Origin of the sequence: Acidovorax sp. SUPP3334 (genome assembly GCF_030159055.1) — a bacterium.
GTDB lineage: Bacteria > Pseudomonadota > Gammaproteobacteria > Burkholderiales > Burkholderiaceae_C > Paracidovorax.
In genome coordinates, this window is the sequence record NZ_BQXQ01000043.1 from 1 (window position 1) to 21,566 (window position 21,566).

Annotated in this window: 13 protein-coding genes, 4 tRNA genes and 1 pseudogene; 4 read left to right on the forward strand and 14 right to left on the reverse strand. The window is 61.1% G+C overall.

Features of this window, described 5'->3' with window-relative positions; translation table 11 throughout:
- Positions 1-361 precede the first annotated feature (361 nt).
- Positions 362-640 carry a hypothetical protein gene (locus AVHM3334_RS19610; RefSeq protein ID WP_284415140.1) on the forward strand — a complete coding sequence of 93 codons (279 nt, stop codon included), beginning with the start codon at positions 362-364 and terminating at the stop codon, positions 638-640.
- Positions 641-834: 194 nt separating this feature from the next.
- Here the strand turns inward: AVHM3334_RS19610 and AVHM3334_RS19615 are convergent, their stop codons facing one another.
- The gene (locus AVHM3334_RS19615; RefSeq protein WP_284415142.1) at positions 835-2,325 is read right to left on the reverse strand and encodes a hypothetical protein; all 1,491 of its coding nucleotides are present in this window, start codon (positions 2,323-2,325) and stop codon (positions 835-837) included.
- A gap of 189 nt (positions 2,326-2,514) precedes the next feature.
- Between AVHM3334_RS19615 and AVHM3334_RS19620 the strand changes: the two genes are divergently transcribed.
- Complete coding sequence (locus AVHM3334_RS19620) at positions 2,515-3,492, forward strand: hypothetical protein (protein ID WP_284415144.1); 978 nt, start codon at positions 2,515-2,517, stop codon at positions 3,490-3,492.
- 342 nt (positions 3,493-3,834) lie between these two features.
- Here the strand turns inward: AVHM3334_RS19620 and AVHM3334_RS19625 are convergent, their stop codons facing one another.
- The 13 genes and pseudogenes from AVHM3334_RS19625 to AVHM3334_RS19685 all read right to left on the reverse strand — a co-directional run bounded on the left by AVHM3334_RS19625 (position 3,835) and on the right by AVHM3334_RS19685 (position 18,782).
- Complete coding sequence (locus AVHM3334_RS19625; RefSeq protein WP_284415146.1) at positions 3,835-4,011, reverse strand: hypothetical protein; 177 nt, start codon at positions 4,009-4,011, stop codon at positions 3,835-3,837.
- 242 nt (positions 4,012-4,253) lie between these two features.
- Entirely contained in the window at positions 4,254-5,525 is a 1,272-nt protein-coding gene (locus AVHM3334_RS19630) for a YiiX/YebB-like N1pC/P60 family cysteine hydrolase (RefSeq protein WP_284415148.1), read from the reverse strand.
- A gap of 650 nt (positions 5,526-6,175) precedes the next feature.
- A pseudogene (locus AVHM3334_RS19635) lies at positions 6,176-7,429 on the reverse strand (tyrosine-type recombinase/integrase); the annotation flags it as partial.
- Between the two features lie 220 nt (positions 7,430-7,649).
- Positions 7,650-7,725 (reverse strand) — tRNA-Gly (locus AVHM3334_RS19640).
- Positions 7,726-7,846: 121 nt separating this feature from the next.
- Positions 7,847-7,920, reverse strand: a tRNA-Cys gene (locus AVHM3334_RS19645).
- A gap of 56 nt (positions 7,921-7,976) precedes the next feature.
- Positions 7,977-8,052: transfer RNA gene (locus tag AVHM3334_RS19650), tRNA-Gly, on the reverse strand.
- A gap of 85 nt (positions 8,053-8,137) precedes the next feature.
- Positions 8,138-10,561, reverse strand: coding sequence for an endopeptidase La (gene lon / locus AVHM3334_RS19655; RefSeq protein ID WP_284415150.1), 2,424 nt, complete (start codon positions 10,559-10,561; stop codon positions 8,138-8,140).
- A gap of 140 nt (positions 10,562-10,701) precedes the next feature.
- The gene (clpX, locus tag AVHM3334_RS19660) at positions 10,702-11,967 is read right to left on the reverse strand and encodes an ATP-dependent Clp protease ATP-binding subunit ClpX (protein ID WP_284415152.1); all 1,266 of its coding nucleotides are present in this window, start codon (positions 11,965-11,967) and stop codon (positions 10,702-10,704) included.
- Between the two features lie 100 nt (positions 11,968-12,067).
- Positions 12,068-12,676 (reverse strand): ATP-dependent Clp endopeptidase proteolytic subunit ClpP, encoded by a 609-nt coding sequence (gene clpP, locus AVHM3334_RS19665; protein ID WP_284415154.1) that lies wholly within the window; start codon positions 12,674-12,676, stop codon positions 12,068-12,070.
- A 124-nt stretch (positions 12,677-12,800) separates the two neighbouring features.
- Positions 12,801-14,111 (reverse strand): trigger factor, encoded by a 1,311-nt coding sequence (gene tig, locus AVHM3334_RS19670; protein WP_284415155.1) that lies wholly within the window; start codon positions 14,109-14,111, stop codon positions 12,801-12,803.
- A gap of 53 nt (positions 14,112-14,164) precedes the next feature.
- Positions 14,165-14,251: transfer RNA gene (locus AVHM3334_RS19675), tRNA-Leu, on the reverse strand.
- A gap of 93 nt (positions 14,252-14,344) precedes the next feature.
- Positions 14,345-17,512, reverse strand: coding sequence for an efflux RND transporter permease subunit (locus AVHM3334_RS19680; RefSeq protein WP_284415157.1), 3,168 nt, complete (start codon positions 17,510-17,512; stop codon positions 14,345-14,347).
- Positions 17,513-17,522: 10 nt separating this feature from the next.
- Positions 17,523-18,782: an efflux RND transporter periplasmic adaptor subunit gene (locus AVHM3334_RS19685; RefSeq protein WP_502869950.1), complete on the reverse strand. Its 1,260-nt coding sequence runs from the start codon at positions 18,780-18,782 to the stop codon at positions 17,523-17,525.
- A 95-nt stretch (positions 18,783-18,877) separates the two neighbouring features.
- Between AVHM3334_RS19685 and hpnC the strand changes: the two genes are divergently transcribed.
- Complete coding sequence (hpnC, locus tag AVHM3334_RS19690) at positions 18,878-19,762, forward strand: squalene synthase HpnC (protein WP_284415188.1); 885 nt, start codon at positions 18,878-18,880, stop codon at positions 19,760-19,762.
- Between the two features lie 242 nt (positions 19,763-20,004).
- The gene (locus AVHM3334_RS19695) at positions 20,005-21,405 is read left to right on the forward strand and encodes an L-serine ammonia-lyase (RefSeq protein ID WP_284415159.1); all 1,401 of its coding nucleotides are present in this window, start codon (positions 20,005-20,007) and stop codon (positions 21,403-21,405) included.
- Positions 21,406-21,566 lie beyond the last annotated feature (161 nt).

The window sequence follows — 21,566 nt, forward strand, 5'->3', positions numbered from 1 at the left end:
TTCCAATGTCAATCTGGCATTCTTATGGCTGTTCATCCGGTGGGATCCCTCTGTGACTCTGAAGCGTGTTAACTCCAGTTTCCCAGACCCATTCGGGTGAACAACCTATTGAGACATCACATCTAGCGCCTGCCCAACCCTCGCGCAACCGAACTCATCTGCCAGGGGGCAAGCAGCGCCATCGACTGTAATTTCCCACACCCAATCAGGACAACCGGGATGGCCCCTGCTTTCCTTTGGCTGTGCGCCCAGGCGCTTGAAGAGCTTTTTCTTGGGCCGGCACAAGCAACTGCGCTCACTGGATACGATCTGATAGACCGAGAGCACAACGCAAGCGGACACCGCGCTGTGCGGGGAGGCGATGAGCATCTACCTGCCCGAGTCACGCGGCACTCCGGCGCCCAGCATCAAGCTGACCCACTTCCATTACGTGAGTCCAGACGATGACTGCGCGCGCGACGCGAAGCGAAACGTGCTCATGCACCTGCATGACTGCATCAAGCCCATCGTCGCTCCCGCCTTTGAGCACAGCAGTGCAAGCTTCAGCGTCATGGTGAGCTACACGCTCACGCCTGATAAGCCAGAGATGTTCGAGATGCAGCCCCCTCCACGACGCCTGCATCTGAAGAGGATCAGCTGACTGCGTTCTACAACGGCGCAGCAGCCCTTTTGAAGATAACCGCTGCACAAGCGGCACCGTCTACGTCGTGTTCAACTACGACATCTCGCCAGCGGTACGCTGAGAATTGCAAGTCTCATGGGATCAATGCAAAAATCGCCTTCCGATCCGTGCTGTGATTCGTCACTCGGTTGCTGTCGTCTGCTGTGGAGCAGTTACTGACGATTGATGTGGCTAAGCGCGCTCAGTCTGCGTTCCAGAAAGCAGCTGTTGGGTTCGGAGGCTGGGCTTGCTGCCAACAACGGCTGGCCGGGTGCAATGCAGTGACAGGGCTTCCGCGACTCAACGAGTGCTACGCTATCGCCAGTGCGCACCAGGCCTGCCTTGTCCAGCATCAAACAATAGATGACTCGGTAGCGGAGGGGGGTTCTATGTTTTCCGATCTTGTAGGTGGCAGTCGTTTCGCTGAGCGCGCACGACTCGTTGGGCGCATTCGTGTGTTCTGGCGACAGATAGTTGCCATAGACCCAGCGCAGTCGCGATCCGCGTGGTTCGAACGTTAGCATCTCCGCCGCGTTCAGCTCATGGCGAAGTTTGTCCACCGAATTGCCGTCGCGTGCCTCGTATCCGACATGGATAACGCCTGGGCGGTCATCGGGCAACTGCTGGGTGGCCTCCGCCACCATTGACTTGAAATGACGCGCCTTCCGTCTTGCCGCATCTTCAGAAGCGCTGCGCCAGCTCACCACGCTTGCCCGACTCATAGCAGTCGCGTGAAGCGGGCTGCGACGGGCCGGCGTCCAGTCGGCCTCAACGGTGTGATCAGCGTTTGCAGCGTATGCGCCAACGAGCAGTTCAATCATGCGACTAGAACCGAAGAAGACATCGTCATACTCCAACACTGCCTGTGCGAGCCGCCAATCGACATGACGGACTTGTCCATGGCTCTGCGGGTCAACCCAGCGGGCTCGGCGAGAATCTTTTAAGAATGCTTTTGAGCGGCTGAGCAGATAGTCATCGTCAATCTCGGACAGCTCAACCTTGAAGACGACCTCAAGTACAAGTGAACAGTTCCGCATCCGGCACAGATCGTGCACTTGCTTCGCAAGCACCTGACCACGGACATACTCCTGAGCTTCATAACCAGAGCGATTTGCACGCTTACATTCCACTGCCCATTTTCGACGTCCCGCTGTAACGTTGAACTCGTGCGTCTTCGCTATCCCTGGTCGTTCCCGCACGAACTCAATAGTCTTCCAACCTCGGCACCTGTAAGCGCCAGCTACAAGCAATTCAAACAAGCCTTGGTCTGGTTGACTTCGGCCGCTAGTCATCAATCGCTCAATCCGCTCCCCGATTCCGGTCACGTTTTGGAGCAAGGGTAGAAGCTGCCCCAATTGGCGAAACAAGGGCGCGATTCTAAATGATGCTGGCTCGAACCAATCCTCACGATCAGAAGAACAGGCGTAAGCATTGGCCTGAAACACGTACCAAACCATCGCGTCCTGTGGGTCAAAAAGCGGCGATAGCCCCCCTCCCGCCCAGGGTTGCTGAGCGGCTCTGAACGCACTTCTCACAGCCTCCAGTCGGCGCGACCAATCGGCATGTTCCACGAAGGAAACCAGCCAGTTAATCGCGGACAGGACGCTTTCGTCGTTCCAGCTTTGATCGTGTCGTTGTGCGACCCAAAAGGGGTGAGATGGCATAACTGTATTTTTCCTTTGGCCTAACGCTTTTTCGGGCAATTAATACTAGACATGATTGGCCCTAGCTCCTTGAGTGAGGAAAATACTGCGAGTACAACGATGATAGTATCCCGCTGTACAAGCTCTCTCGCAGTTCGCCATCCGCTAGGCGGCCTCAACCTGAGCACCACCCTTCTTGTAGTAGGGCAAATGGGGGAAACGATTGTGACGCTACAGACGGAACAACAGATTGGCGGCATCACGGACGCTCTTCGAACGACCATAGCGCTGGGCTTGCCGGTTCTCAAGGGCTTTCTTTTCGCGCTGAAGGGCGATCGTATCGAACGTCTAGGCGGCTACGAGAAAATAACTCTCTACGACTTGTCGCGCGAGTATCTAGAAGGCACTCGAGATTGCGGCATCTGCTTCGAATACGCAGTGCATGACGCGTTGTCGTCCAGGCACCTGAAGATCTATCCGCTGGTCAGTACCGTTATCGAAGATTTCTGCGGGCTTCGGTCGGGTGCACAGTCGATTCTGTTCGGAGCAGAAAAGTCCGGAAAGTGGTCGCTGATCAACACTGCGCAGGATCTGATCAACGAGGATTCACGCGTTCTTTCCGGTGGCATCGGACAGCCGCCCAAGCTCCTGCGGCTATGGAATACCTTGACTCGAGCGCTGAACGTCGAGGCAGCTCGCGAAGAGTTGCCGCCGAGCATCAACGGGCTTTGGAAGTCTGATCTTTTCCTTGGATCGCCCGTCGATCAGCGCTGGGTCGGGGCAACCCTAAAGATCAACAAGGAACAGTTCGTCGGCTCACCGGGTCTACGGATTGGCCTGTACCCTGCGCTACGCCACACCGATCGCCCTTTTCTTGACGCGAGCACGAATTTGGTAATGTGCCCACTGCCTTATGACGGCGGTTTCATGGAAGCCTTCTACGCCTCCTTTTTTGCCGTCAAAGCATTCCTCCAATCGGACGCGAAGACGCCGTCCCCAGTTGCCGTCCCATACGCACATGATCGCTACTTTTGCCAGCAACTCGAGGCGCGGCGAGGCCATTCCGTGCTTGAAGTGATTCGGGTCATGCACCCGATGGGGCAGCCTGGGCTTGTTGCTGAAGGCGCGGTCGGCACCGCAGACCGCGAGGTCTCAGCAGTCGCGCCGCTGCCGGCGATCATCGGCTGAAGCAAACTACGACCAGCCCCCCACCCCAGTGCTGGTGCCAGTCGATTTGTGTCAGGCGACCGGTCCTGGAGAAGGGCTGATCAGTCGCACCTTCGTTTATTGAAAGACCGATGATGACAATTACTGTCGCCCTGACTTTTTGTCTGAATGACCGGGAGTATCCTGACGCAGTCGCTCCAAAGTTTGCCTTAGCGGAACACTCCTGGCTGAGGGCAGCCGTGGGCGACGGCGACGGGGCGCGATCGCACTAAGGCCTAAGCCCGCCCTGTGCTCCAACAGTCACTAGGCTTTTTCCCGGACCTCGACTGCATCCTGGTGCGGACGGTCGAACCCGGTGCCGGCTCAATCGATCGAAGCGCCCGAATCCTTGACGGCCCGCCCCCCCACTTGGAGGAGGCTGGCAGGCGCGAGCACAGTGCCGCCCAAGGATTCGAGGATTGCTCCCTGGTCAATCAGCGACTGCCGCAACTGCGGCTGCTTGAGCAAGCGGTTGACCTCCAGGTTGAGCTTGGAAACCACGGTGTCGGGCGTGCCCGTGGTGCCACCACTCCGAAGATCACGGCCGCCTCAACGCCCTGGAAGCCCGATTCGGTCATGGTGGGAATGTTCGGGAGCAATGTTGCCCGCAGTGGGGAAGCGACCGCTAGGTCCACAACGCTGCGGCGGGGGTCCCTTGGCGAAAACCGCCAGCACCAGCGGAACCGTTTGGTAGCGCGTTTGAGCAATCGAACAGTTGCCAACGCCGGTCGGCGACCAACTCATCAGTTCGCGGATATTGGCTTCAGCGATTCTTCCGTTGAGTGGCTGATATAGCACTCATCGCACAGCCGGTATGTCCCTGGTCCCGCCGGAGGCGGAGAGGCAGCGATGTAGTCCCGGGTGGGCTCTTTCGAACACATAGTGCATATGGCCGTGTTCTCTCCCGCTGCTTGCACTGCCTGAGCCACCTTGAGTGACAGCCGAGGGTCCCACTCGGCGAGAGACAGATACCACTCGAGGGTGTGTGGCACTACTGGCGGCTTGTACTCAGCAGTCAGCAGGCCTTTGCGCTCAAGAAAGGTGATAGCAACTCTCAGCCGCTGCGCATGGTTCTTCGCCAAGACTGTGTAGAGCTCAACCTTCAAGCGGAAATACTCCAGTGGGTACCGCATGTGATAAAGCATGTACGCTGAACGCATCGGGGCGTAATGATTAGGGTTTCGAACTTCCTCCTCGACCACATCTGCACAGTAGTCTTGCGCCGCCGACTCCGGCACGTGGTGCGCTATCAGTTGATCCACGTCATAGTGCCACGGTGTTCTGGCCACTTGAGTACGCCATAGTTCCAGGTATCCAGACGCATGGATTGCTTCGACCATCCGAGCGTTGTCTTGGGGATGCTCAATCAGGTGCGCATCAATGTCGTTCAAGGATTCAATGCAAGGCACAACCTTGCGAGCGCCATCGAGCAGTGCATTGGTGGCATCACGCATCTCTTTCACAGGGTCCGCTTCCCTTCGAACTGCCTCCTCCTCAGTAGAAGGCTCAAACATTGCATCAAATACAGGTGCCAACAACTCGCACCTCAAGAGGTCTCCAGGCGTACAGAATGCGGGCTTCTGAGATAAGTACACCCCGGCAGACTCATAGGCTTGAGCCACCAATCGGGAGCAGAACTGCCGGCGGCCTGGGGCGACCTTAAGGCCCAGACTCTTCACGGCATTGCCTATGCTGTAACGCGCACCAACGTGCCCACGGGTGTATGTGATTACTGCATTCAACTGGTCTGCCGACAGCGGCTTCTTCGGCCGTAAGACATAAGCACTGCAACCCGCCTCAATCACGATCCGAGCCAGATTGCGCGCTTGAACGCCCTCCGGCGTCGAATCGATAACGCTTGCATGGCCAACGCAGAGCATGGCGTGTGAAATGTCTGCGCGGACACCCACCTGGATCAACAGGCTCTTCAGCTTGCGGGTCGTTGTGAGCACGATGTCGCCAAGCTGAACACGGTCAACATCGAAACCTCTCGCCTTCATTTTGGAAGTTGGCATAGCAGCTCACAGTTCGATTCGTGCTTCGATGCGGCGCCGGCAGTTCAGCATGAGCTCACCGGCGACGTTGTCTGACTGTAGCGATTCACAGCCAACCTGTTCCCATATCTCCGTTTCAGACCGCGACCACGACGCACTCCAATTCTGCGGGTGCGGCGCTTTCACAGTTGGTTGGACCTGCCTCACTAAATAGGCCTCGAACGCGTGGAGGGAATTGAAAGACGCGGGGATGCCGATAGACGGGGCACAAACATCGTCGCACGGACCGTTAAGCCCCCCTCTACTCTCCAGCGCCCCGAATGCTCCGCGACGCTTTTACAGCACGGTCCGCCAACAGATATAAATAGGCGTGCTTTTGGGCACCCAGGGCTTCCAGTATCAGTGACCTACTTGTAAGCCACAGAACCAGTGGACTGCAGGAGGTACCTTAACCTCAATCAATCTGGATCTGAGCGGTCGACAGCACCAAGACAACTTCACCAACATCTGTTGCTAGTAACGCGCACGCTTGCCTACGTCGCCGACGTCATGCGTGCGTGCAAAGAGTTCCCCAGCAATAACAGCGTATCGTCCTTTGACCGCAGTTGCCCCGATGCAAGCGCCTTGAGGTAGGCCTCGATCACTTCCAAGCTTTCTGGCGCCACCGGCGATGCGCCAGCTTCCTCAACCTGCGCACCCTCCTCCCATCGATCCAATCGATTGGCCCAGTCCTGCATCATCAAACGCCGTTGCTCCACGTAGGCCGCATGGTTGTAGGCGGCCCGGATCTGATTGGGGTCGGCGTGCGATAGCTGCGCGTCGATCCATTCCACACGGTAGCCCAGCTCATTCAGTGCGGTGGAGATCGTTCCTCGGATGCCGTGGCCGGTCAGCTGCTCTTCGTAGCCCATACGACGCAGCGCGCCATTGAGCGTGTTCTCGCTGATGGGCTCTTTCAGGTCATCCCTATTCGGCAACAGATATCGCTGCGCTGGCCGCCTTGCCTGGGCGTCCAGCAGTTCGCGGACGATGGCAATGGCCTGGGTCGACAGTGGCACCACATAGGGCGGCACGGTCTTGCCTTCCTTGCGCATCTTCAACTGCAACTGCTTGACGATCACCGCAGGGATGATCCAGAGGCCTCTTTCAAGGTCGAACTGCTCCGGCACCGCCGAGCGCAACTCGCCCGTCCGAACACCGGTCAGCAGCAGCAATTGAATGCCTTGACGCGTGGTCTTGAAGCCACGGTATTTGCGCAATGTCCGCAGGAACGCGGGCAATTCCTCCATGCGCAGGAACGGGTTATGGCTCACCGGAGGCTTGGGCACGGCCACGATGTCCAGATCGCTGGCAGGGTTCGCTGGCAGGCCCTTTTCCACCATCGCATAGCGAAACATCTGGTTGAACCAGGTGCGCACCTTCTCTGCGGTGGTCAAGGCATGGCGGCGCTCGATCTTGCGCAACACTTCAAGCAGGTGCGCCGGCGTCACGTCAAAGATGGACACCGTGCCAAGCCAAGGCAGGACATCCTTGTCAAAGATGCGATTGATCTGCGACAGCGTGCTCTGCCGGCCGGCTTTCAGGCTCAATGCCTTGAAATCCCGCCACGACCGGAACACTGCTTGGAAGGCATGGGTTGTTGCCGCCAGCGCCTTTTCTTCTGACTGGCGAAGATGAACACGCGGATCGACGCTATTGGCAAGCTGAGTCCGCAGTTCATCCCGGCGGGCTCTGGCCTCCTTGAGGCTGATCTCAGGGTACGAGCCGATGGCGATGCGAGGCTGCTGCCCCAGCCACGAGAAACGGAAGTGCCACTTCTTCTTGCCTTTGGCACTCACGAACAGCACCAAGCCGTGCGCGTCGTTGAGGGTGTAGTCCCTGCCAGCTGTCTTGGCCTGCCGCACGGCCGTATCTGTCAAAGCCATCGAACTCTCCTTCAGGATGAGGAGAGGTGTACCGACGTCGATGGAAGCAGCACAGCCGAAAACCGCACAACCCAGCACCCGGATTTCCAGTACTAATTTATGTACTAAAAATTCGTGGCTGGGGGTGGATTTCAGCAGACTTCGCTGGATGCTCCACAGGCATAAACCACTGTGGGATCAAGGCGCCGTGGACTTCTATGGAAGTCCACGGCATAAGAATTGGAGCGGGAAAAGAGTCTCGAACTCTCGACCTCAACCTTGGCAAGGTTGCGCTCTACCAACTGAGCTATTCCCGCATTTTACAGAGTTGATTTTCACACCTCAGCAAGCCTCAAATTATATCACCAGTTTTCTCGAATCAACCCAAATCATCTTTGGATTTCCGAACATCTCAGCCTATTCAGCTTCGGCGGATACTGGAGGCGCGGGCCGGAGTCGAACCGACCTACACGGATTTGCAATCCGGTGCATAACCGCTTTGCTACCGCGCCAAACCTGTTTTCCTTGGCAAAAAGGGGAAGCGTCGCTTCCCCTTTTTTTTGGAAATTGGAGCGGGAAAAGAGTCTCGAACTCTCGACCTCAACCTTGGCAAGGTTGCGCTCTACCAACTGAGCTATTCCCGCATTTACCGAAGCCTCACATTCTACAACGTTTGCATCGATGGGATGAATTGTAGCGCAACTTTTGGACGTTGCAGACAAAAATCCATCAATGCTTTACGGAGCCTGCCGTAGCGGTACTTTTTTGTTCCGGTGCAGGTACAGCAGCAGCGATCTCTTCATCGGTCAGCGCAATCGGCTTGCGCTCGAGCGCCACTTCAAGGACCTTGTCGATCCACTTCACCGGCACGATTTCCAGACCGCTCTTCACGTTTTCAGGAATCTCCTGCAAGTCCTTCACGTTCTCCTCCGGAATCAGCACAGTCTTGATGCCTCCGCGCAGTGCCGCCAGCAGCTTCTCCTTCAATCCACCAATGGCCGTGACCTCACCCCGCAAAGTGATTTCACCCGTCATCGCGACATCACCACGCACCGGAATACCAGTGAGTGCCGAAACGAAAGCCGTTGTCATGGCAGCGCCCGCGCTGGGTCCGTCCTTAGGCGTTGCGCCATCGGGCACGTGAATGTGGATGTCGCGCTTCTCGAACGCCTCGTCCTTGATGCCAAGCATCCGCGCACGGCTGCGTACCACCGTTCGTGCTGCCTCGACAGACTCCTTCATCACGTCTCCCAGCGAGCCAGTGCGCGTGATCACGCCTTTTCCGGGCATGGTGGCCGCTTCGATGGTGAGCAGATCGCCGCCCACCTCAGTCCAAGCCAAGCCTACGACCTGTCCCACTTGGTTCTGCTGCTCCGCACGTCCATAGGTGTACTTGCGCACGCCCAGGTAATCGGGAAGGTTGTCCGCAGTCACCACGACTTGTGGGGTGGCTTGCTTGAGCTGCAACGCTTTGACGACCTTGCGGCAGATCTTCGACAGTTCGCGCTCGAGCGAACGCACACCTGCTTCGCGGGTGTAGTAACGCACGACGTCCCGCACAGCCGATTCGGAGACCTGAAGCTCCTCGTCCTTGACGCCGTTGTTGCCCATCTGCTTGGGCAACAAATACTTCATGGCAATGTTAGTCTTCTCGTCTTCGGTGTAGCCCGACAGGCGAATCACTTCCATGCGATCCAGAAGCGCTGGCGGAATGTTCATCGAATTCGAGGTGGCGACGAACATCACATCGCTGAGATCGAAGTCCACTTCCACATAGTGATCGCCGAACTTGTGATTCTGCTCGGGGTCGAGAACTTCCAACAGCGCACTCGAAGGGTCACCGCGGAAATCGGTCCCGAGCTTGTCGATTTCGTCCAGCAGGAACAGCGGATTGCGCGTGCCGACCTTATTCAAGCTCTGAAGCACCTTGCCAGGCATTGCACCGATGTAAGTCCGGCGGTGGCCTCGGATCTCCGCCTCATCGCGCATCCCGCCCAAAGCCATTCGAACGTACTTGCGCCCTGTTGCCTTGGCGATCGACTGGCCAAGCGACGTCTTACCCACACCCGGTGGGCCTACCAAGCACAGGATCGGAGCCTTGACCTTGTCCACACGTTGCTGAACCGCGAGGTATTCCAGGATGCGATCCTTGACTTTGTCGAGGCCGTAATGGTCTTCGTTGAGAACGCCTTCGGCATTCATCAGATCGTGCTTGATCTTGGTCTTTTTGCTCCAAGGCAAGCCGGTCAGCACTTCAATGTAATTGCGCACGACCGTTGCTTCCGCCGACATGGGCGACATGAGCTTGAGCTTCTTCAGCTCACTGTCGGCCTTTTTGCGCGCCTCGGCAGGCATTTTTGCGAGCTTGATCTTCTTTTCGATCTCCTCGATGTCTGCGCCCTCTTCGCCTTCGCCAAGCTCTTTCTGAATCGCCTTGACCTGCTCGTTGAGGTAGAAATCGCGCTGATTCTTCTCCATCTGCCGCTTCACACGGCCGCGAATCTTCTTGTCGACATTGAGAATGTCCACTTCCCGATCCAGTTGTTCGAAAAGGTTTTCCAGACGGAGCTTTACATCGGACAGGTCAAGCACCACCTGCTTGTTTTCCAACTTGAGCGGAAGATGGGCAGCAATCGTATCCGCCAGGCGCCCCGGGTCATCAATGGCAGAAATCGACGTCAGGATCTCAGGCGGGATTTTCTTGTTCAGCTTGACGTATTGATCGAACTGCTGCATCACGGCCCGGCGCAGTGCTTCGATCTCACTGGGCTTGTGCCCGTCATCCTGCGCTTCGACAGGCGCGACCGTGGCAGTGAAATGGGTTTCGTTGTCCTGAATGGCGGAAACGAGCGCCCGCTGCTGACCTTCGACCAACACCTTCACGGTGCCGTCGGGCAATTTCAGCATCTGCAGAATCGTGGAGACGCACCCCACGTCGAACATGTCGGAGACGAGGGGCTCGTCTTTGGCCGCTGTTTTCTGGGCGACCAGCATGATTTTCCGATCGGCATCCATGGCCAACTCCAGGGCCTTGATGCTCTTCGGTCGCCCCACGAAAAGCGGGATCACCATGTGGGGGAAAACGACCACGTCGCGCAAAGGCAGCAACGGCAGGTCAATGGGGGTGGCAGGCAGGGGGGTGTGTCCGGACATGGAAATCCTCATGAAGCTGTTCGGAATATGGTCCAACAGCGAGATTTTTCAACCCACCACAATCGCTGGAAAAGCGAAGGCGATGGGTTGCAGGCGAAGAGGACTGCAGGCGGGCTGCTGTGTAACCGGCGTGCCGAGCCTCAGGCTTTCTTGGCAGCCTCTCGATAAACGAGCAGGGGAGCCTTGTTCTCTTCGATGGTGGATTCATCCACCACCACTTTTTCCACATTGGTGGCGTTGGGCAAGTCGAACATGGTGCTGATCAAGGATTGCTCCAGAATCGATCGCAGTCCACGCGCGCCCGTCTTGCGGGCCAAGGCTTTGCGAGCGATGGCCTTGAGCGCAGCGGGGCGGATTTCCAGATCGACGCCCTCCATGGAAAGCAGCTTGTTGTACTGCTTGACCAGCGCGTTCTTGGGCTCGGTCAGGATCTGAACCAATGCATCTTCGCTCAACTCAGCCAGAGCGGTGACCACAGGCATCCGGCCCACCAGTTCGGGAATCAAGCCGAATTTGATCAAGTCTTCCGGTTCGATTTCGGTGAACACCTCGGTCAGCGAGCGTTGCTTCTTGCTTTTGACCGAAGCACCGAAACCGATGCCGGAAGCCTCGGTGCGGTTTTCAATCACCTTTTCAAGCCCGGCAAATGCACCACCACAGATGAAAAGAATGTTCGTGGTGTCGATCTGCAGGAAATCCTGATTGGGGTGCTTGCGTCCACCCTGCGGCGGCACGCTGGCCATGGTGCCTTCGATGAGCTTGAGCAAGGCTTGCTGCACGCCCTCGCCGGATACGTCTCGGGTGATCGAAGGGTTGTCCGACTTTCGGGAAATCTTGTCGATTTCGTCGATGTAGACGATTCCGCGCTGGGCCCGCTCGACCTCGTAGTTGCAGCTTTGCAAAAGCTTCTGGACGATGTTTTCGACGTCCTCTCCCACGTAACCTGCTTCGGTCAAGGTCGTGGCATCGGCCATCACAAAGGGCACATCGAGCATGCGCGCCAGAGTTTGGGCGAGCAGCGTCTTGCCAGAGCCGGTAGGGCCGATCAGCAAAATATTGCTCTTGGACAGCTCGACCTCGTCCTTGCCAGCCTTGTCCTTGTGGCGCAGGCGCTTGTAGTGGTTGTACACCGCCACCGCCAACGTGCGCTTGGCAAAGTCCTGTCCGATGACGTAGCTGTCCAGGTTCGACTTGATTTCCGCCGGTGTGGGCAGGTCACCGCGAGATTCTCGGGTGCCGTCTGCTGCAGGAAGCTCATCCCGGATGATTTCATTGCACAGGTCAATGCACTCGTCGCAGATAAAAACCGACGGACCGGCGATCAGCTTCTTTACCTCATGCTGGCTTTTACCGCAAAAGGAGCAGTAAAGGGTTTTTTCGCTGGAAGAGCCTTTTTTCTCGGCCATGGGGGCAATGCCTCGTGTTGCGGAAAGTTGTCAGGATGATAACGAAATAAAAAACGGCGTCTTCCCTAGGGAAAACGCCGCGTATTCCCTTGCGGAGCGATCAGGGGCGCTTGGCGATGACCTGATCCACGAGACCATACTCCTTGGCTTCGTCGGCTGTGAGGAAGTAGTCGCGCTCGGTGTCGTTCTTGACCTTGTCCAGCGGTTGGCCTGTGCGTTCCGCCAGGATGCGGTTCATCTGGTCCTTGGTACGGAGGATATCCCTTGCGTGGATTTCGATGTCCGTCGCCTGACCACGCGCGCCACCCAGCACCTGGTGAATCATGATCTTGGAGTTGGGCAGCGAAAAGCGCTTGCCTTTGGCACCCGCCGCCAGCAGGAACGCGCCCATGCTGGCTGCGAAGCCGACGCACATCGTCGAAACGTCGGGCTTGATGAACTGCATGGTGTCGTAGATCGCCATGCCTGCGGTAACGCTGCCGCCAGGCGAGTTGATATAGAAAGAGATGTCCTTGTCGGGGTTCTCGCTTTCGAGGAACAACAACTGGGCAACCACAAGGTTGGCGGTCTGGTCATTGACCTCGCCCACCAGAAAAATGATTCGCTCTTTCAGCAGCCGCGAATAGATGTCGTAGGAGCGTTCGCCGCGTCCCGACTGCTCGATAACCATAGGGACCATGCCCAAGGCTTGTGTTTCCAGTGCATTCATATTTTCTCCTGTCAAGCGGATACTGTACCCATAAATGAATTGGGGCTTGTGCATGCAAGCACAAGCCCCCAATGTCATCCAACCGCCAGAAACCGCAATGGGTTCATCCAGCAGTACCAGCGCTTCAGCCCTGGCCCATCAGTTCGTCGAAGGAGACGGACTTGTCCGTCACCTTGGCCTTGCCCATCACGAAGTCGGTCACGTTGTTTTCGATGACAACGGCTTCGACTTCAGCCAGGCGTTGGCGGTCGCCGAAGTACCAGCGCACGACGTCTTCAGGCTTTTCATAGCTGGCGGCCAATTCGTCCACATGGGCCTTCAGTTGTTCGGGCTTGGCGTGCAGTTCGTTGGCGCGCACCAACTCCGCCACGACCAGACCCAGACGCACGCGGCGCTCGGCCTGTGGACGGAACACGTCTTCAGGGATTTCAGCCTTGTCCGCGTCCTTGATGCCGCGCTGCTTGAGGTCGGCACGGGCGCCTTCCAGCAGGCGGGCGATTTCTGCCTGCACGCTGGCATTGGGCAGGTCCAGTTCGGCCTTGGACACCAGTGCGTCCATCACGGCCTGCTTGTTGCGGGCCAGCAGGCGGAACTTGACTTCGCGCTCCAGGTTCTTCTTGATGTCGGCGCGCAGGCCATCGACCGTGCCGTCGGCAATGCCGAGGGACTTGGCGAGCTGCTCGTTGACTTCGGGCAGGTGGGCGGCTTCGATCTTCTTCACGGTGACCATGAAGTCGGCCGTCTTGCCGGCCACGTCCTTGCCGTGGTAGTCCTCGGGGAAGGCCAGCGGGAAGGTCTTGCTTTCACCCGACTTCATGCCGCGCACGGCGTCTTCGAATTCCTTGAGCATCTGGCCTTCGCCGACCAGGAACTGGAAGTCTTCTGCCTTGCCGCCGGAGAAGGTTTCGCCGTCGATCTTGCCCTCGAAGTCGACCGTCACGCGGTCGCCGTCTTCGGCAGCAGCGCCTTGCGCGCGCTGGGCGAAGCTGCGGCGCTGCTTGCGCAGGATGTCGATGGTCTTGTCGATGGCGGCGTCGGTCACTTCAGCGGAGAGCTTCTCGACTTCGGCGCCGGTCAGGTCGCCGATCTTGACTTCAGGGAACACTTCGAACACGGCGTCGAAAGTGACCTGGCCTTCAGGGGCGCCATCTTTTTCGGTGATGCGTGGCTGGCCGGCCACGCGCAGGTTGGCTTCGTTGGCGGCTTGGGCGAACGCTTCGCCGACCTTGTCGTTCAGCACTTCGTATTGAACCGAGTAGCCATAGCGCTGGGCCACGACGTTCATCGGCACCTTGCCGGGACGGAAACCGTCCATCTTCACGGTGCGGGCCAGGCGCTTGAGGCGCATGTCGACCTCGGACTGGATCGCGGTGAGGGGCAGGCTCAGCGTGATCTTGCGCTCGAGCTTTTCAAGGGTCTCAACAGTAACGGCCATGGCTCTTCCTCTATGAATATGGGGACCGTGACGGCTGCTTTGCAGCCGCACCGTGGTGCGCGGGGGGGGACTCGAACCCCCACACCATTGCTGGCGTCAGGACCTAAACCTGGTGCGTCTACCAATTTCGCCACCCGCGCAAACTTACAAACAAAACAGGCGCCCGGCTGGGCCACCCGCCTGTGTGAAATTGGTCAACCTTCGATTTTACCTTGTCGGCTGACCGACTCCGATCAAACCGGTTTCGGAGCGTGCGGATCGGGCTCTTTCACACGGAACCAAGCCGCGTACATGGCGGGCAGGGCCAGCAGTGTCAGCACCGTCGCCACGATGAGCCCGCCCATGATGGCCACGGCCATCGGGCCCCAGAACACGCTGCGCGACAGCGGGATCATGGCCAGCACGGCGGCGGCGGCGGTCAGCACGATCGGACGCAGGCGGCGCACGGCCGATTCCACGATCGCGTCCCAGGCCGGCACCCCGCGCGCACGGTCTTGCTCGATCTGGTCGATCAGGATGACGGAGTTGCGCTGGATCATGCCCATGAGCGCGATCACGCCCAGCAGCGCGACGAAGCCGAACGGCCGGCCGAGCAGCAGCAGCGCGCCCGCCACCCCAGCGATGCCCAGCGGGCCCGTCAGGAACACCAGCACCGCGCGGCTGAAGCTGTGCAGCTGCAGCATCAAGAGCGTGAACGTGATGAAAAGCATGATCGGAATGCCCGCAGCGATGGAGGCCGAGCCCTTGGAGCTTTCCTCCACCGCGCCCGCCACTTCGATGCGGTAGCCGGTCTGGCCGGCGGCGTGCCACTTGGCCTCCAGCTGGCGCAGTCCAGGCACCAATGCCTCGGTCACGGTGGCACCTTGCAGGCCCTCGATGACGTCGCCTTGCACGGTGATGGCGTAGTCGCGGTTTTCTCGCCACATCACGCCCGGCTCCCAGGTGAAGACCGGCCGCGCGATCTGCGTCAGCGGAATGGCTTTGCCAGAGGCGGTGGGCAGGTAGGCGTTGGCCACGTCGGTGATGGCCTTGCGCTCGTCCGGGGGCTGGCGGAAGACGATGTCGATGAGCTTGTCGCCTTCGCGGTACTGGCCCACCGTCGTGCCGGTGAAGACGGTGCGTGCGGCCTGCGCGATGGACTGGCTGGTCACGCCCAGGGCGCGGGCCTTGTCCTGGTCCACCTCCAGGCGCATGACCTTGACGGACTCGTTCCAGTTGTCGTTCACGCCACGCATCTGAGGGTGTTCGCGCAGGATGGCCTTGACCTCGTCGGCGCGGGCGCGCAGCACGGTCGGGTCGCTGCCCACCACGCGAAATTGCACCGGATACGGCACCGGCGGCCCGTTGGGCAGTAGTTTCACGCGCGCCCGCACTTCGGGAAATTCTCGCGCCATCATTTCCGGCAGGCCCACGCGCATCGATTCGCGCACCTTGAGGTCTTGCGGCACCACGATGAACTGCGACACGTTGGTCTGCGGGAAAACCTGATCCAGCGGTAGATAGAAGCGCGGCACGCCGGAGCCCACCCACACGGTGACCGTGGAGACACCCGCCTCGGCGCGCAGGCGCGCCTCCACGCGGCGCGTGACCTCTTCATTGGCCGCGTACGAGGTTCCTTCGGGCAACCAGATGTCCATCAGCAGCTCGGGCCGGCTCGAATCCGGGAAGAACTGCTGCTGCACCCGGCCCATGCCGACGATGCCGAGCGCGAAGATGCCCACGGTGAGGCCGATGGTGATCCAGCGATAGCGCACGCACCAGTCCACGCAGCGGCGGAACACGTTGTAGAAGCCGCTGTCGAAGGCCTCGTGCGGCTGCCCGTCTTCGCCCAGATGCACGTGCGGCGGCTTCTTGAGCAGCAGCGTGCCCAGGTACGGCACGAAGTACACGGAGACCAGCCAAGACAGCACCAGCGCGATCACCGTCACGGCGAAGATGGCGAAGGTGTATTCGCCGGTCACCGACTTGGCGATGCCGATGGGCAGAAAGCCGGCGGCGGTGATGAGCGTGCCGGTCAGCATCGGCATGGCGGTGATCTCGTAGGCGAAAGTGGCGGCGCGCACCTTGTCGTAGCCCTCCTCCATCTTTCGCACCATCATTTCGACGGCGATGATGGCGTCGTCCACCAGCAGCCCCAGGGCGATGATGAGCGAGCCGAGCGAGATCTTGTGCAGGCCGATGTTCCAGTACCACATGGCCAGGAACGTGACCGCCAGCACCAGCGGAATCGTGATGCCCACCACGAGCCCCGGGCGGATATCCAGCGTCCAGCGCTTCCACAGCGGGTGCCGGCCCGGGCGCTTGTGCAGACCCAGGGCCAGGAAGCTCACGGCCAGCACGATCACCACGGCCTCGATCAGCACCTTCACGAACTCGTTGACCGACGACGAAACCGACTTCGGCTGATCCTGCACGTTCACCAGCTTCACGCCGGCCGGCAAGGTCTTTTCGATTTCCTGCGTGACGGCATGCAGCGCCTCGCCCAGACGGATGATGTCGCCGCCCTTGGCCATCGAGACGCCCAGCGCGATCACTTCCTTGCCCTGGTGGCGCACCTTCACGGCCACGGGCTCGACGTAGCCGCGATGCACTTCGGCGATGTCGCCCAGGCGGATCTGCGCGCCCGAGGCGCCGCGGATCGGCATGGCGCGCAACTCCTCCACCGCGCCGAACTGGCCGGCCACGCGCACCTGGACCTGGTCCTGGGGCGTCTGGATGGTGCCGGCGCTCTCCACCGCGTTCTGCTGGCCCAATTGCGCCAGCACCTGGTTCATGTCCAGGCCCAGCTGCGCCAGGCGCTTCTGGGAGATTTCGATGTAGAGCTTTTCATCCTGCACGCCGAACTGCTCCACCTTGGCCACGTCGGGCACGCGCAGCAATTGCTGGCGCACATCGTCGGCGAAGGTCTTCACCTCGGCGTAGCTGAAGCCTTCGGACTCCAGAGCATAGATCACGCCGTACACATCGCCGAAGTCATCGTTGAAGAAAGGGCCCTGCACGCCCTGCGGCAGCGTGCCGCGCATGTCGTTGATCTTCTTGCGGACCGTGTACCAGACGTTGGGCACATCGCCCGCCTTGGACGAGTCCTTGATGTTGAAGATGATCTGCGACTCGCCGGGCTTGGAGTAGCTGCGGATCTTGTCGGCGTAAGGCACCTCCTGCAGCGTGCGCTCCAGCTTATCGGTCACCTGCTCGGCCACTTGCTGGGCCGTGGCGCCGGGCCAGAAAGTGCGAACCACCATGGCACGGAAGGTGAAAGGCGGATCTTCGTCCTGCCCGAGCTGGAAGTAGGCACCGAAGCCCATCAGCATCAGCACGATCATCAAATAGCGCGTGAGCGCCGGATGGTCGAGCGCCCATTTGGAGAGGTTGAAGCCCTCTTTCGGCTGGATCTGCGTCATGGAAAAGCCTTCAGCGGGCAGTGGATGCAGGGATGGCCGCCACCGGGCCGGATGCTGGCGCGGCAGGCGCGCTTGCTATGTTATTAGTAGCATTTTTCGCACTACCAGCCTGCGCTGTAGGCATTTTTTGCTGATACGGCACGACCTTCTGGCCGGGCGACAGCACATGCACGCCCGTGGCAACGACCTGCATGCCGGGCGCCAGGCCCGAGGCCACCACGGCCTCGTTGCCGTCCGCCGTGGCGATCTGCACGACCTGTGACCGGATGGTGCCGCTGGCAGCGTCGAACACCCACACGGCCGTCTGCTGCCCCTCCTGGCGCAGTGCGCTCGTGGGCAGCTTGATCGCCTGCTGGCCAGCCTGGCCCAGCGCTTCGGGCAGAACGTACACGGTCGCGCCCAGGGGCGGCGCTTCGGCGCCTTCGATGGCGACCTTGATCTGGAACGTGCGGGTGACGGCGTCGGCGCTGGCGGCCACTTCGCGCACCCGGCCGGTCAAGGGCTGACCGCCCGACCACGAGCGCACGGCCACCGGCTGGCCGGCCTTCATGCGGGCGACCTTGTCTTCCGGCACGGCAAACACCACGTCGCGCGGGCCGTCCTGAGCGATGCGCACGACGGGAGTGCCTGCGGAAACCACCTGGCCCGGCTCGGCGTCGATGCCTGTGATCACGCCCGAAACATCGGCCACCAGCCGCGTGTAGCCGGTCTGGTTGCCTTGCGAGGCCAACTGGGCGCGGGCCTGGTCGAGCGCCGCATCGGCGGCTTTCAGGGTGGAGGCACGGCGTTCCAGCTCGGCGCCGCTGATGAAGTTCTGCGCCTTGAGCGCGGCGTAGCGCTGGTAGTCGGCGGCGGCCAGATCCCGCTGCGTGAGCGCGGAGGCGACCTGCGCGCGCGATGCGTCGGCGGCCAACTGGTAATCGCGCGGATCGAGCTGGGCCAACACCTGCCCGGCCTGGACCCGCTGGCCGAGTTCGGCCTGACGCTGCACGATCTTGCCCGCCACGCGAAAGCCCAGTCGCGATTCGATGCGGGCCCGGACTTCACCGGCATATTCGAGTTGCGTGTTCAGCGGGCCTGCGCCCACCGTGAGCAGCTTGACGGACCGCACCGGCTCGGGCGCCGGCTCGGGCTTGGAGCAACCCACCCCAGCGAGGACGGCCGCGCCGAGGGCCAGCCCCCCCATGGTGCGCTGCACCCAAGAAAATGCCCCGTGACGGGGCTGCGAGGGGAACGGCCGGGAAAGCCGCGGCGCGACAGAGGTGTTCATGCTGATTCCGGGAAAGCGGTTTATTTTACTGACTGACTGGTTAGTAATCTATGAGAAGCCTCGTCATCTTGTCAAGCGACAATCACGCGGTGACCCTGCAAGCCCCCCCATCCGCACCCCGCCCCGCACCACAGGACGCGCCTTTGGCGCCGGCCGTGACGCACTACGAGAACTTTCCCGTGGCCTCGCTGTTGTGCCCACCGCACCTGCGCCAGCCCATCGCAGCGATCTACGCATTCGCCCGCGCGGCGGATGACCTGGCCGACGAGGGGGACGCGAGCCCCGACGCGCGTCTGGCCGTGCTGGCGGAGTACGGGGCCGAGCTGCAATCGATTGCCGCCGGCCACGCACCCGGGGAGCGCTGGGCCGCCATTTTCGGCCCGCTGCAGGCCGTGCTGCACAGCCACGCCTTGCCCGCGCCGCTGCTGGCCGATCTGCTCAGCGCGTTCACACAGGACGTCGCACGCACCCGCGACGGCGCGGTGTACGCCGATCGGGCCGAGTTGCTGGACTATTGCCGCCGCTCCGCCAATCCGGTCGGCCGGCTGCTGCTGCACCTGTACGGCGTGGACGACGCACCGTCGCTCGCCCGCAGCGATGCGATCTGCTCCGCGCTGCAACTGATCAACTTCTGGCAGGACCTGAGCGTGGACATTCCGCGCGGACGCCATTACCTGACCGATTCCGACTGCGCAGCGCATGGCGTGGACCGCAGCCAGCTTTCCACCCTGCGCACCACGCCCACCACCCGGGCGCTCGTCACCGACTGCGCGGCCTGGGCGCGGGAACTGATGGAGCAAGGCGCGCCCCTGGTGCACCGCCTTCCCGGCCGCGCGGGGTGGGAGTTGCGCCTGGTCGTGCAGGGCGGACTGCGCATCCTGGACAAGGTCGAAGCCCTGGACGGTGACAGCCTGCACACCCGGCCGCGCCTGCGCCCGCTCGACTGGGCACGCATGCTGGGCCGGGCCGTGGCGATGTAAGCCGAATTCATGGCTGGCAAGCGCCGCCATGCGCAAGCTCGAAGGCGCAGCGAAAAGCAAGCAACAAATCGCCCCTCAGCGCAATGAATACGCCGGCATGCAGCTATATTTTTCATAGCATTTCCTTGGCGGGACCTGCCTGCCTGGGCGGCGGCACACCGCTACCGCTCAGGGATACCGAGCGTGCCTGCGCTCCGCTGCCGGGTTAGCCTGCGCGCCCCACAGCCCCTGCATTGCCCACCATGTCCGTCAGCGTCTTCGATCTGTTCAAGATCGGTATCGGCCCCTCCAGCTCACACACCGTGGGGCCCATGATCGCGGCGCGGCAGTTCGCTGTCGCGCTGCAGCAGGCCGTCGGCTTCGGGCCGGTGCACCGCGTGGGCGCGGAATTGTTCGGCTCGCTGGCGGCCACGGGCGTGGGGCATGGCACGGACCGCGCCGTTCTGCTGGGCCTGGCCGGACACGAGCCGGACCGCATCGAGCCGGACCGGATCGGCCCCACGGTGGAGGCGATTCGCTCGGGGCGCTGCCTGGATCTGCTGGGCTCGCACCGGATCGCGTTCAACGAAAAGGAACACCTGCTGTTTCGGCGCAAGAGCCTGCCGTTCCATCCCAACGGCCTGAGCTTTCATGCCCACGATGCGCAGGGCGAGGTGCTGCTCACGCGCACCTACTATTCGGTGGGCGGCGGTTTCGTGGTGGACGAGGCGGGTCAGCGCGTGCTGAACAGCGTCGCCGCGATGGAGCCGGCCGCCCTGGGCTCCGGCGCGGGCCTGCCCCACCCCTACCGCACCGGTGCCGAACTGCTGGCCCAATGCGCGGCGACGGGCCAGGGCATCGCGGCCATCACGCTCGCCAACGAAGGGCACTGGCACAGCAGCGCCGAAGTGCGCCAGCGCCTGCTGCGCATCTGGCAGACCATGGCCGGCGCCGTGCAGCGCGGCTGCGCCAGCCAGGGGAGCCTGCCAGGTCCGATGCGGCTGCAGCGCCGGGCCGGCCTGCTGCACCAGACCCTGTCGGGCCGCGCCGAAGAGGCCTTGCGCGATCCGCTGTCGATGCTGGACTGGATCAACCTCTACGCCATGGCCGTCAACGAGGAGAACGCCGCAGGCGGGCGGGTCGTCACCGCGCCCACCAACGGCGCTGCCGGCGTGATCCCGGCCGTGCTGCACTACTACGTGAAGTTCGTGCCGGGCGCCGATGAAGACGGCATCGCCGACTTTCTGCTCACGGCGGGCGCCATCGGCATCATCTACAAGGAGAACGCCTCGCTCTCGGGCGCCGAGGTGGGCTGCCAGGGCGAAGTGGGCGTGGCCTGTTCGATGGCGGCCGGCGCGCTGGCGGCGGTCATGGGCGGCACACCCGCACAGGTCGAAAACGCGGCCGAGATCGGCATGGAGCACAACCTGGGCATGACCTGCGACCCGGTCGGCGGGCTGGTGCAGATTCCGTGCATCGAGCGCAATGCCATGGGCGCCATCAAAGCCATCAACGCCACCCGCATGGCGCTGCGCGGCAACGGCACGCACATGGTTTCGCTCGACCAGGTGATCAAGACCATGATGCAGACCGGCGCCGACATGAAGAGCAAATACAAAGAGACTTCGCGCGGCGGGCTGGCGGTGAACGTGGTGGAGTGCTGACGGCCTGGCTCGCTGGGGCGACGAGAGCGACTGGAGCGACTGGAGCCACGGGGGCGGCTGGAGTGCCGCGGAGACGGTGGCGAATAGGACGCACGAACGCCTCAGGCCCGGGCAAACCCTGCTATTTTTCGTTACACGCGCATACACTTTGCGCTTTTCGC